The sequence below is a fragment of the Nocardia sp. NPDC003345 genome (assembly GCF_053589395.1).
In genome coordinates this window covers 1-12,034 of record NZ_JBSFRU010000193.1, presented here as the reverse complement: position 1 = coordinate 12,034, position 12,034 = coordinate 1, and the positions used below count along the sequence as shown (strand labels likewise).

The following is a 12,034-nucleotide window of genomic DNA, read 5'->3' as shown; positions in this document are numbered from 1 at the left end:
GGCGGTCGGTCGCTGCGCTCCCTCCCTCTGGTCGCTCCAGACCCGGGGCGGGCCCCACCCATGGATGCGGCATTCTGGGAAGATGCGAGGTCTGCCACCTCACGCACAGCATGAACACACCTGAGGCGGTTACGCGATCATGTCAGTGGTCGATGGTCGCAATCCATAGATGGTGTGCGCACAGGGCACCTGGTATGGGACCGTTACCCTGGGACGTGACGTCCCTCGAGATCAGGAGCCTGCCAGGTGTTCGAATCCCTATCAGACCGGTTGACCGGTGCCCTGAAGGATCTTCGCGGTAAGGGTCGCCTGTCGCCGGCGGATATCGACACCACCTGCCGTGAGATCCGCCTGGCGCTGCTGGAGGCCGATGTCGCGTTGCCGGTGGTGCGCGGTTTCATCGCCAATATCAAGGAGCGGGCCAAGGGGGCGGAGGTCTCGGCCGCGCTCAACCCGGCACAGCAGGTCGTCAAGATCGTCAACGAGGAACTCGTCGGGATCCTCGGTGGCGAGACCCGGCGGCTGACGCTGGCCAAGACCCCGCCGACGGTGATCATGCTCGCCGGCCTGCAGGGCGCCGGTAAGACCACGCTGGCCGGAAAGCTCGCGAAATGGCTGCGTGACCAGGGGCATCAGCCGCTGCTGGTGGCCTGCGACCTGCAGCGTCCCGGCGCGGTCACCCAGTTGCAGGTGGTCGGTGAGCGGGCCGGTGTCCCGGTGTTCGCGCCGCATCCGGGCACCTCGATCGGCGGTGGCGAGAACGCGCTCGGCATCACGGCGGCCGATCCGGTAGCGGTGGCCGAATCCGGTATCGCCGAGGCCAAGGCCAAGCAGTACGACGTGGTGATCGTCGATACCGCCGGCCGCCTCGGTATCGACGCCGAGCTGATGGCGCAGGCCGCCGGGATCCGCGACGCGGTGAAACCCGACGAGACGCTGTTCGTGCTCGATGCCATGATCGGCCAGGACGCGGTCTCCACCGCCGAGGCCTTCCGCGACGGTGTCGGCTTCACCGGTGTCGTGCTCACCAAACTCGACGGCGACGCCCGCGGTGGTGCGGCGCTGAGCGTGCGTAACGTCACCGGCGCGCCGATCATGTTCGCCTCCACCGGTGAGAAGCTCGAGGATTTCGATGTCTTCCATCCCGACCGGATGGCGAGCCGCATCCTCGGTATGGGCGATGTGCTCACCCTCATCGAGCAGGCCGAACAGGTCTACGACGCGCAGCAGGCCGAGGAGGCCGCGCGCAAGATCGGCAGCGGTGAGCTCACACTCGAGGATTTCCTCGATCAGATGCTGGCCATCCGCAAGATGGGGCCGATCGGGAACCTGCTCGGAATGCTGCCCGGCGCCGGGCAGATGAAGGATGTACTGGCCCAGGTCGACGATAAACAGCTCGACCGGGTGCAGGCCATCATCCGCGGTATGACCCCGGCCGAGCGGGACAACCCGAAGATCATCAACGCTTCCCGCCGGTTGCGCATCGCCAACGGCTCGGGTGTGCAGGTCTCCGATGTCAACCAGCTGGTCGACCGGTTCTTCGAGGCCCGCAAGATGATGGCCGCGATGGGCCGGCAGATGGGGATGCCCGGCGGCAACCGGCGCAGCAAGAACCGCAAGGGCGGTAAGAAGGGCAAGAAGGGCGGGCGCGGACCCACCCAGCCGAAGATGCGTGGCGGCTTCCCCGGTATGCCGGGCCTGCCCGCCGGTGGCGGCGGCGGTATGCCGGATCTGTCGGGTATGCCGCCCGGGCTCGATCAGCTGCCCCCGGGACTGGAGAACTTCGATATCTCGAAGTTCAAGTTCCCGGACAAGTAATTCGCCCGAGCCGGCCGCCGGCTCCCCTTCGAGAAGGGAGCCGGCACCGGACGGCCGCGATCAGCGGGTGCGGCGGCGTGTCAGCGCTACGACTGCCGCCACGATCGCGACGAGGACGATCGCGGCGATCCCCGCCAGGATCCAGACGACCGGTGATACGCCGTCGTTGCCGGACCGCTCTTCCGGCTCCGCTGCGGCGAGAGGTGCGGCATCCCCGCCGAAGGTTTCCCGGCTCGCGGTGTCGCCCGTATAGCTCGGCCCGGGTTCCGGCGCACCGGCGATGGAGACCTCCAGTTCGATGGGTACCGGCGCGGGCTTCTCCGTCGGGCTCAGTTTGACCGCGATGTAGTACCAGCCCGCCACCGCCTGCGCGGCTACGTCGGAATCGGCGGCTTCCCTGTTCAGGTACCGGATCGGCGCGGTCGCCACCGCCGAATCGCGGGACGGCAGGATCTGTTCGCTACCGGTGTAGGCCATGGTGTCGAAGTCGATCCGCTTGCGGTACGGACTGAAAAGCGTGGTGGTGATGTTGGACGTGTATTCGCTGCCGCGCTCCGGCGTCTCGCCGAACCGGACCCGGTACGCCAGGCCCTGACCCCAGTCGAGCCGCACACGGTAGAAGACGAATTCGCCGCGCTGCAGGGTGTCGGTATAGCGCCCGGCGCCCGGTAGCTCGGCGGCGACGTTGAAGGAGCCGCCGCCGACCGCTGGTACGGCCGCGCCGTCCGGCGCGGTGAATTCCACCGGGGGCGCCGGCGCGGGTCCCGGATCGGTGACCGCCGGCTCCACTCCGACCGACAGCTCGACCGGAAGCCGGGCCGGTGCGTTGTCCGAGGCCAAGGCCCAGTCCAGCGCGAAGTAATACCGTCCACCACTCCGGCATCCCTCGGACGCGCCGCCCGCTTCGGTTCGCGTGGCACCTTCCCAGATAGTGCCCACTGTCAACGCGACTCCGTCGCCGCTGCTGGTCGACAGTTCCTTCTCCTCGCGATGACAATCCTGTCCGTCGGCGCCGTATACGCGGAGATCGAGCCGGTCGTTTGAGTTCAGCGAGTTGTCGGCGTGCGGGAACGAGATGGTGCCGGTGAAGTAGGCGGTGGCACCCTCGGGGATATCGACGGCGTAGTACCGCGGCGCCCGCTTCTCCAGGACATCCAGATACTGCCCGGGTGCGGCGATCGGAGCGTCCCGGTAGGAGGGCATACCCGTGATCGGGATGCCGGTCGCGGCATAGGTACGCAGGGCGACGGAACTGACGCGGGGCAGCACCTGTTCGAGGGTTCTGCCGTCCGCGGCGTCGGTATAGGTGCCGCCGGTGGTTTGCGCGATACAGGTCAGCTGGGCGCGCGACGGGTCGTCGACCCCGAACCCGATCGCGTGCACCACGATCTCGGCGCCCTGGGCGCTCAGCTCGCGGGCGACGTCGCACGGGTCGGGCGGCGCGCAGGTGTCGAGCCCGTCGGAGACCAGCACGATCGAGCGCGGGCCTTCCCGCGGAAGCGCGGCGGCCGCGGTGCGCAGCGAGGTACCGATCGGGGTGTAGCCGCTGGGCGTGATCGAGTCCGCGGCGGCGGTCAGTCCGGGTTTGTCGATCGGGTCGGCGGGATGCAGGACCTTCACGTCCTGGCAGCCGGCGGCCTTCTCCGCCTCGGAGTTGCCGGTGGCGGTGCCGTAGGCGGTGAGGCCGACTCTCGAGGTGTCCGGTGCGGCGGCGACGAAGCTCCGGACGGCGTTCTTGGCGGCGTCCATCTTGGTGCCGCCGGTGGGGTCGGGTGCGAGCATCGACCCCGACGCATCCACGACCAGCATGGTCGGTGCGTACTCGATGCCCTGCTGCGGAGCCGGCTGTGCCACCGCGGGCGCGGCGGCCGGCGTGAGGCCGATCACCGCCACCGCGACGGCCGTCAGGGCCCGGATCGAAAAAGACACGCGGTGGGTCCCCCTTTGTCGCATTGTTTCCACTCGAATCGGATATGGCAGGTCGGGTATGTCACTGCCGAGGCGGGACTCGCTCAGCGTCGCCCACGCCGGCGGACGAGCAGGACGAGCGAGGTCACGACGACCAGGACGGCGACGAGTGCGCCGGCGGCTCCCCACACCAGTGGCGAGATCCCGCTGTCCGGCCCATCGGCGTCCGGGGCGGCCTCGCTCGCGGCGACCGGCTTCGCGTTCTCGCCGAAGGTCCCAGTGCTGTCGGTGTCGTCCCGATAGCGCGGTCCGGGTTCCGGCTCCCCGGTGACCGCGACCTCCAGCTGGACCGGAACCGGTGGCGCGACTCCCTCGTTGTTCGGGCCGACCTTGACGGCGATGTAGTAGTAACCGGCTACCGCCTGCTCCGCGATGCGGCTGTCGTCGGCTTCCCTGTTCAGATACCGGATAGGTGCGGTCGCCAGCGCCGGGTCGTTCGACGGGAGGACGGTCTCGGTCCCGGAGTAGGAGGTGAAATCGTCGTCCAGTTCCTTGCGGCTCGGCGCGTACAGGGTGGTCGTGATGTTGGACAGGGTGGCCAGGCCCTGTCCCGGCGTCGCCCCGAAGCGCACCCGATAGGCCAGGCCCTGACCCCAATCGAGTTTCACCCGGTAGAAGACGAATTCGCCGCGCTGCAGGGTATCGCTGTAGCGGCCGGATCCCGGTAGCGTCGCGGCGATGTTGAACGAACCCCCGCCCACCACGGGTGTCGCCACACCGGTGGGTTCGGTGAAGGTCACCGGGGTCGGTTCGGCCGCGGGGCCGGGTTCGGCCACAGCCGGTTCGATACCGACCGCCAGTTCGGCCGGAAGCCGGTTCGGGGCGCCGTCGGCGATATGCGCCCACTCCAGGGTGAAGTAGTAGCGTCCGCCGCCCACGCATGCGTCGTGGGTGGCGACACCGTTCGTGGCACCGGCCGCGCCCTCGAATCGTGAGGCCACGGTGAGCGCCACGCCGTCGGTCGAGCGGGTCGCGAGTTCGTTCTCGTAGACGTAGCAGTCCTGACCGTCGCGGCCGTATACGCGCAGATCGAGACGGTTGTTCGCGGTGGCGGCATCGTCACCGCCGCGCGGGAACGAGACGGTGCCACTGAAGTAGGCCGTGGCGCCGTCGGGGATATCCACGGCGTAGTAGCGCGCTTTCTTCTGGTCGAGGACGTCGAGGTACTGGCCCGGCTCCGCGATCGGGGCATCCCGGTAGCCCGAGGTCCCGGCGATCGGGGTACCGATCGCGGCGTAGGTGCGCAACGCGGTGGCGGTCACCCGGGGCAGCACGCGTTCGAGCGTCTTACCGTCGGCCGCATCGGTGTAGGTGCCGCCGGTGGTCTGGGCGATGCAGGTCAGCTGGGCCCGGGAGGCGTCGTCGACGCCGAAGCCGATGGCGTGTACGACGATTTCGGCGCCTTGGGCGCTCAGCTCGCGGGCGACGTCGCACGGGTCCGGCGGCGCGCAGGTGTCGAGCCCGTCGGATACCAGCACGATCGAGCGCGGGCCTTCCTGCGGAAGCGCGGCGGCCGCGGTGCGCAGTGAGGTGCCGATCGGGGTGTAGCCGCTCGGGGTGATGGAGTCGGCGGCGGCGGTGAGCGCGGGTTTGTCGATGGTGTCGACGGAGTGCAGGATTCTCACATCCTGGCAGCCGGCGGCCTTCTCCGCGTCGGAGTTGCCGGTGGCGGTGCCGTAGGCGGTGAGCCCTACCTCCGAGGCGTCCGGTGCCGCGGCGACGAAACTCCGGACGGCGTTCTTGGCCGCGTCCATCTTGGTGCCGCCGGTGGGGTCGGGGGCGAGCATCGATCCCGACGCGTCCAGCACCAGCATCGTCGGGGCGTACCGAGTGGTCTGCGATTCGGGAGACTGCTGGGCCAGCGCCGGGACGGACACCGGGACCAGGCCGATAACCCCCGCCGCGACCGTGGCCAGGGCCCGTTGGAAAAATGACACGTCCTCGGTACTCCCGTTCAACTCCGTCGCATCGTGTTCAACGCGACCTGTCGGACGCTACGCAGGCCGCGCAGCCGGTGCCAACCGCAGCGGTTCCCGTCGGCGGGACGCGGCACCGTTGTCTCCGGGATCGCTGCCGCCCGGAAGGCCGCGCCCGCGGGAGGTGATTTCCGAGGTGACCGGACCGTCTGGCAGAATGGTCGACCGTCCTTCCGGACAGTGCAGCCCGTCTCCGGTCACGTACCGCGCGGCGGTCACACACTTCATTCGCAAAACCGGGCTCGCGAGACCGCGTGAGTCGCTGAATTGCGCCGTGACCACTATGAAAGGCAGATCAGCAGCATGGCTGTTCGCATCAAGCTCACCCGTATGGGCAAGATCCGCAACCCGCAGTACCGCGTCGTCGTCGCGGACGCCCGCACCCGTCGTGACGGCCGGGCCATCGAGTCCATCGGCAAGTACCACCCCAAGGAAGAGCCCTCGCTGATCGAGATCGACTCGGAGCGGGCGCAGTACTGGCTGGGCGTGGGCGCGCAGCCGACCGAGCCGGTACAGCGGCTGCTGGAGATCACCGGTGACTGGCAGAAGTTCAAGGGCCTGCCGGGCGCCGAGGGTACCCTCAAGGTCGCCGAGCCCAAGCCGTCCAAGCTGGACCTCTTCAACGCCGCGCTGGCCGCCGCCGACAACGAGCCGGTCGCCGAGGCCGTGACCCCGAAGAAGAAGGCCAAGAAGGACAAGGAAGAGGACGCCGCCGAGGCGACCGAATCCGCCGAGGCCGCCGAGTAATGAGCGTCGTCGTCGCCGATGCCGTGGAACACCTGGTTCGCGGTATCGTCGCCAATCCGGACGATGTCCGCGTCGAGCTGATCACCGGCCGCCGCGGACGTACCGTCGAGGTGCATGTCCACCCCGACGATCTCGGTAAGGTCATCGGCCGCGGCGGTCGTACCGCGACCGCGCTGCGTACCCTCGTCGCCGGGATCGGCGGCCGGGGTATCCGGGTCGACGTGGTCGATACCGATCAGTAGATGGAACTCGTGGTGGGCCGGGTCGCCAAATCGCACGGCGTGCGCGGCGAACTGGTGGTCGAGGTCCGCACCGACGAACCCGAGGCGCGTTTCGCGCCCGGCGTGACGCTGCGGGCCCGCGCACCGCGGAGCAAGGAAGTCCGCGACTTCACCGTGGAGTCGGCCCGGGAACACTCGGGCCGGCTCCTGGTGTGTCTGGCCGGTGTCACCGACCGCACCGCCGCGGACGCGCTGCGCGGCGCCCTGTTCCTGGTCGACAGCGAAGAGCTGGATCCCTCGCAGGATCCGGACGAGTTCTACGATCACGAGCTCGAGGGCCTGAACGTGACCCTCACCGACGGCACCGCGGTCGGCACCGTCACCGAGGTCCTGCATTCGGCCGCCGGGGAGTTGCTTTCGGTCCGGGCCGCCGCGGACGGCCGCGAGATCCTGATCCCGTTCGTCACCGCCATCGTCCCGACGGTGTCGACGGCCGAACGGCTGATCGTCATCGATCCACCCGAAGGACTACTGGACCCGGAATGAGGCGGTCGGCGTCATGAGAATCGACGTGGTCACCATCTTCCCGGAGTACCTGGAACCGCTGCGTACCGCGCTGCTGGGCAAGGCCATCGAGAAGGGTGTGCTCTCGGCCGACGTGCACGATCTACGTCGCTGGACCCACGATGTGCACAAATCCGTCGACGACTCCCCGTACGGCGGCGGTCCCGGCATGGTGATGAAACCGACCGTCTGGGGCGACGCGCTCGACGAGGTGTGCCCGGACGACGCGCTGCTCGTGGTCCCCACACCCGCCGGGGTGCCCTTCACTCAGGACACCGCCCGGCGGTGGGCCGGGGAGCGGCATCTGGTGTTCGCCTGCGGGCGCTACGAGGGGATCGACCAGCGGGTATTCGTGGACGCGGCCCGGCGGGTGCGGGTCGAGGAGGTCAGCATCGGCGACTACGTCCTCATCGGCGGTGAGGCCGCGGTGCTGGTGATGACCGAGGCGGTGGTCCGGTTGATACCCGGTGTCCTCGGCAACCAGCGCTCCCACGAACAGGATTCCTTCTCCGACGGCCTGCTGGAGGGGCCCAGCTACACCCGTCCGGTGAGCTGGCGTGGGCTGGATGTCCCCCCGATTCTGCTCTCCGGCGATCACGCCAAGGTCGATGCCTGGCGTCGCGAACAATCCCTGGCCCGCACCCGCGAACGCCGGCCGGATCTGGTCCCCGACGACGACTGACGACCGCGGCGCGTGTCAGGGGATGAGGCCCAGGCGCCGGGCGGTGACCACGGCCTCGTGCCGGGACCGGACACCCAGTTTGTGCATGGCACTGCGCAGATAACTCTTCACGGTTTCGGCGCCGACCGAAAGACGTTGCGCGGCCTGCTGATTGGAACAGCCCAGCGCGATCTGCAACAGGACGTCGATCTCCCGGCGGGAGAGCCGGGGTGCACCGGGTGCCGGGTCGCCGGCCAGCGCGCGGGTCAATCGTTCGCCCATCGCGCGCAGCTCTTCACGCAGAGCGCCGGCCGGTGAGGTCTCCGCGAGCACGCGCAGATCGGCCTGTACGGCCCGTAACTCCGCGGTCGCCGCGCCGTCGGCAGCGGGACGCGGTACGGCGGCCTCCATCAGGCGTAGCCGCCGATCGACCTCGTCGCGGACCGTGATCTCGGTAGCCAGGCGCCGGCCCGCGAGCAGGAGCGCGTCGGCCGCGAGATCACCGATCGGGCCGACCCCGCGACTGGCCGCGTACAGCACCGCCCGGGCGCGACCGGCCACCACCACCGGTACCGCCACCACCGAGCGGATCCCTTCGCCGAGCACCGGGCCGTCGTAGTGATGGGTGATCGACATTGCGCTGCGGTAATCGGCGACCGAGGCCGGGCGCCGGCTGTCGAGCACCTGACCGCCCAGACCGGACGCTCGGGTCACCGACAGCCCGCGCAATCCGGGGGTGCGCACGCCCGAGAACTCGGTGAGCCGCAGGGTGTCGGCCCGTACCTCGCCCCCGAACAGCACGGGCACGCCGATGGTCCCGGCCAGGCGCCGGATCTCGGCGCGCAGGGCATCACCGTCCCGGGGACGGAGCAGGGGGGTCGTGCTCAAACGATGTCACCCCTTTTCGGGGGTAGTGCCGGATCGAGTGTGACCTACATCCTATGGCAACACCGGATGCCGACGATCGAGGAGATATGAGATGGGCGCCCACCCGAACACGCGAGTGCGCGAACTGCTGGACTCCTACGACCACGCCGATGCCTGCGCCGCGTATCTGCTCTGCGATCGGCACCCGGCCGACGCCGTCGCCTTCACCGTGGTCGACGAGGATCTGTCCGCCGTCGATCTCACCTACGGTGAACTGCGGGAACGTTCACAACGCTGTGCCGCCGCACTAGCCGGTCTGGGAGTGGGCCCCGGCGACCGGGTGGCCACGCTGATGGCCAAATCCGCGGATCTGGTGGTGGTACTGCTGGGTTTGTGGCGCTGCGGCGCGGTCCATGTACCGCTGTTCACCGCGTTCGCCCCGCCCGCGATCGCCTTCCGGCTCCGGGCGAGCGCTGCCGCGGTCGTGGTCACCGACCCGGATCAGGCCGCGAAACTGGCTCCCGGTGACGATATCCCCGCCGATCCGCCGTGGCAGACCATCGTCGCAGGTGACGCGGCCCTGCCGGGGGCTCTGCGACTGGACGATCTGCTCGCCGCCGCGGGCGCCGCCGCCCCACCGGCCATCGTCGGCGGGGACGGGCTGCTGGTCCAGCTGTTCACCAGTGGAACCACCGGAACCCCGAAGGGGGTGCCGATTCCGGTGCGCGCGCTGGCGGCGTTCCACGCCTATCAGGAGTTCGCCCTCGACGTGCGGCCCGGCGACGTGTTCTGGAACGCCGCCGACCCGGGCTGGGCCTACGGCCTCTACTACGCGATCCTGGGTCCGCTGGCCTCCGGAGTCCGCAGTCTGCTGCTGCACGCGGGCTTCGCACCCGACCTCACCTGGCGGGTACTGGAGCGTTTCGGGGTCACCAATTTCGCCGCCGCCCCGACCGTGTACCGGTCGTTGCGCGCCGCCGGGTCCGCGGGCGCTCCGATCCGGCTGCGCCGGGCCTCGTCGGCGGGTGAACCGCTGACACCGGAGGTGGTGGCATGGTCGGCCGACGCGCTCGGGGTCGCGGTCCGTGACCACTACGGCCAGACCGAGCACGGCATGGTGATCTGCAATGCCTGGCACGACGATCTCGACGTCGTGGCGCCCGGCGGTTCGATGGGCCGGGCGCTGCCCGGGTGGGAATGCGCGGTACTCGCCGACGATTCCGATACCGAGGCGCCACCCGGACAACTCGGCCGCCTCGCCATCGACACCGAACGCAGCGCGCTGCTCTGGTTCCTCGGCTACCTGGATGATCCCGAGCGCAGCGCCGCCCGCTACACCGCGGACGGACGCTGGTATCTCACCGGTGATGCCGGATACCGGGACCCCGAAGGCTTCTTCCACTTCTCGGCCCGCGACGACGATGTGGTCATCATGGCCGGCTACCGGATCGGGCCGTTCGAGGTCGAGAGTGTGCTGGTGCTGCACGACGCGGTCGCCGAGGCCGCGGTGGTCGGCCTGCCCGACGAACTCCGCGGTGAGGTGCTGGAAGCGTTCGTGGTGCTGCGCGCGGGAACCGAGGGCACCGGTGCGCTCGAATCGGAACTGCAGACGCTGGTGAAGAATAAGTTCGCCGCGCACGCCTATCCGCGGCGCGTCCATTTCGTATCCGCACTGCCCAAGACCCCCAGCGGCAAGGTACAGCGATACCTGCTGCGGCAGCAGGGCCGGGCCGCGGCGGTATGAGCGACCGGGCCGGTGATCGTCGCGGCGATCACGGGCCCGGACCGGCTGTCACCCGGCGGCGGTAGGGTGCGGGTCGTGACGACAGCGCCAGAGACCTCGGGTCCCGACACAACCCACACCGACTCGACACCGGCTACCGGTACCGCCCCGGCGGTGTCCGCCACCGTGAGTCGCCGGATCGCCGACGAATTGGCGGTACGGGAGAACCAGGTCCGGGCCGCGGTCGAACTACTCGACGCCGGGTCGACGGTGCCGTTCATCGCGCGTTACCGCAAGGAGGTCACCGGCGGTCTGGACGACGCCCAGCTGCGCACCCTCGAAGAGCGTATGCACTATCTGCGCGAACTCGACGAGCGTCGCGCCACCATCATCGAATCCATCCGCGGTCAGGGCAAACTCGACGACGCGCTGCACAACCAGCTGCTGCTCGCCGAAACCAAGGCCCGGCTCGAGGACATCTACCTGCCCTATAAACCCAAGCGCCGCACCAAGGCCCAGATCGCCCGGGAGGCCGGTCACGAACCCGTCGCCGACGCGCTGCTCGGCGATCCGGGCACCGATCCGGCCGGCTACACCGCCGAACAGCTCGACGGCGCCCGCGCCATCCTGGTCGAGAAGTTCGCCGAGGACGCCGATCTGGTGGGTGAACTGCGTGAACTCATGTGGAGCCGGGGCCGGGTCACCGCCGGGGTGCGCGCGGGCAAGGAAGAGGCCGGCGCGAAGTTCGCCGACTACTTCGATTTCGCCGAGGAGTTCTCGAGCCTGCCCTCACACCGCATCCTCGCCCTGCTGCGCGGTGAGAAGGAAGAGGTCCTGAGCCTGCAACTGGATCCCGAACCCGCCGATTCCGAACTGGCGCCGGGCGAACGCAGTGTCTACGAGGCGCGGATTGCCCAGCGTTTCGCGATCGCCGATCAGGGCCGCGCGGCCGATAGCTGGCTGCTCGACACCGTGCGCTGGGCCTGGCGCACCAAATTGCAGGTCAGCCTGGGGATCGATACCCGGATGCGGTTGCGGCAGGCCGCCGAACGCGATGCCGTCGACGTATTCGCCGCCAATCTGCGGGATCTGCTGCTGGCCGCGCCCGCCGGCACCCGCGCCACCATGGGCCTGGACCCGGGCTACCGCACCGGTGTGAAGGTCGCGGTGGTCGACGGTACCGGCAAGGTGGTGGCGACCGAGGTCATCTATCCACACAAACCACAGAATCAGACCGAGAAATCCGTGACGGTACTCGCCGCCCTGGTGGAGCGGTTCGGCGTGGAACTCGTCGCGATCGGCAACGGCACCGCGTCCCGGGAGACCGATGCGCTCGCCGCGCAGTTGATCGAACGAATCCCGGAGAACAAACCCACCAAGATCGTGGTATCGGAGGCGGGGGCCTCGGTGTATTCCGCCTCGGCCTACGCCTCCCAGGAACTGCCCGATCTGGATGTCTCGCTGCGCGATGGAGACCGCACCGCGCAGC

General features: G+C 69.3%; 10 protein-coding genes. 7 read left to right on the top strand and 3 right to left on the bottom strand.

Going from position 1 to position 12,034, the window contains the following annotated elements; genetic code table 11:
* Positions 1-246 precede the first annotated feature (246 nt).
* A complete protein-coding gene (gene ffh / locus ACWDU1_RS20440; RefSeq protein WP_450000580.1) occupies positions 247-1,818 on the top strand; it encodes a signal recognition particle protein in 1,572 nt (523 codons plus the stop codon).
* A 60-nt stretch (positions 1,819-1,878) separates the two neighbouring features.
* Here ffh and ACWDU1_RS20435 read toward each other — a convergent pair whose 3' ends face one another.
* Positions 1,879-3,747, bottom strand: a complete 1,869-nt coding sequence (locus tag ACWDU1_RS20435; protein ID WP_450000579.1) for a vWA domain-containing protein — start codon at positions 3,745-3,747, stop codon at positions 1,879-1,881.
* A gap of 83 nt (positions 3,748-3,830) precedes the next feature.
* A complete protein-coding gene (locus tag ACWDU1_RS20430; protein WP_450000577.1) occupies positions 3,831-5,723 on the bottom strand; it encodes a vWA domain-containing protein in 1,893 nt (630 codons plus the stop codon).
* Positions 5,724-6,065: 342 nt separating this feature from the next.
* Here ACWDU1_RS20430 and rpsP point away from each other — a divergent pair, with 342 nt between their 5' ends.
* Genes rpsP through trmD form a run of 4 tightly spaced genes read left to right on the top strand, consistent with a single transcriptional unit; the run spans position 6,066 to position 7,976 of the window.
* Positions 6,066-6,509: a 30S ribosomal protein S16 gene (rpsP, locus tag ACWDU1_RS20425; RefSeq protein ID WP_063126692.1), complete on the top strand. Its 444-nt coding sequence runs from the start codon at positions 6,066-6,068 to the stop codon at positions 6,507-6,509.
* Entirely contained in the window at positions 6,509-6,751 is a 243-nt protein-coding gene (locus ACWDU1_RS20420; protein ID WP_030521790.1) for an RNA-binding protein, read from the top strand. Before rpsP ends, ACWDU1_RS20420 begins: the two co-directional genes overlap by 1 nt.
* On the top strand, positions 6,752-7,276 hold the full coding sequence (gene rimM, locus ACWDU1_RS20415) for a ribosome maturation factor RimM (protein WP_450000575.1): 525 nt from the start codon (positions 6,752-6,754) through the stop codon (positions 7,274-7,276). It abuts the gene before it with no gap.
* Positions 7,277-7,289: 13 nt separating this feature from the next.
* Entirely contained in the window at positions 7,290-7,976 is a 687-nt protein-coding gene (gene trmD / locus ACWDU1_RS20410; protein ID WP_450000573.1) for a tRNA (guanosine(37)-N1)-methyltransferase TrmD, read from the top strand.
* A 15-nt stretch (positions 7,977-7,991) separates the two neighbouring features.
* Here the strand turns inward: trmD and ACWDU1_RS20405 are convergent, their stop codons facing one another.
* Positions 7,992-8,843: a response regulator transcription factor gene (locus ACWDU1_RS20405; RefSeq protein WP_450000571.1), complete on the bottom strand. Its 852-nt coding sequence runs from the start codon at positions 8,841-8,843 to the stop codon at positions 7,992-7,994.
* Between the two features lie 91 nt (positions 8,844-8,934).
* Here ACWDU1_RS20405 and ACWDU1_RS20400 point away from each other — a divergent pair, with 91 nt between their 5' ends.
* Entirely contained in the window at positions 8,935-10,566 is a 1,632-nt protein-coding gene (locus ACWDU1_RS20400) for an AMP-binding protein (RefSeq protein ID WP_450000569.1), read from the top strand.
* 153 nt (positions 10,567-10,719) lie between these two features.
* Positions 10,720-12,034, top strand: a 1,315-nt coding sequence (locus ACWDU1_RS20395; RefSeq protein ID WP_450000582.1) for a Tex-like N-terminal domain-containing protein, incomplete at its 3' end; no start/stop codon positions are given.

Bases quoted from the DNA above. Each gene is read 5' to 3' on its own strand.
- rpsP (WP_063126692.1), top strand. From the start codon at position 6,066: ATGGCTGTTCGCATCAAGCTCACCCGTATGGGCAAGATCCGCAACCCG.
- ACWDU1_RS20420 (WP_030521790.1), top strand. From the start codon at position 6,509: ATGAGCGTCGTCGTCGCCGATGCCGTGGAACACCTGGTTCGCGGTATC.
- trmD (WP_450000573.1), top strand. From the start codon at position 7,290: ATGAGAATCGACGTGGTCACCATCTTCCCGGAGTACCTGGAACCGCTG.
- rimM (WP_450000575.1), top strand. From the start codon at position 6,752: ATGGAACTCGTGGTGGGCCGGGTCGCCAAATCGCACGGCGTGCGCGGC.
- ACWDU1_RS20400 (WP_450000569.1), top strand. From the start codon at position 8,935: ATGGGCGCCCACCCGAACACGCGAGTGCGCGAACTGCTGGACTCCTAC.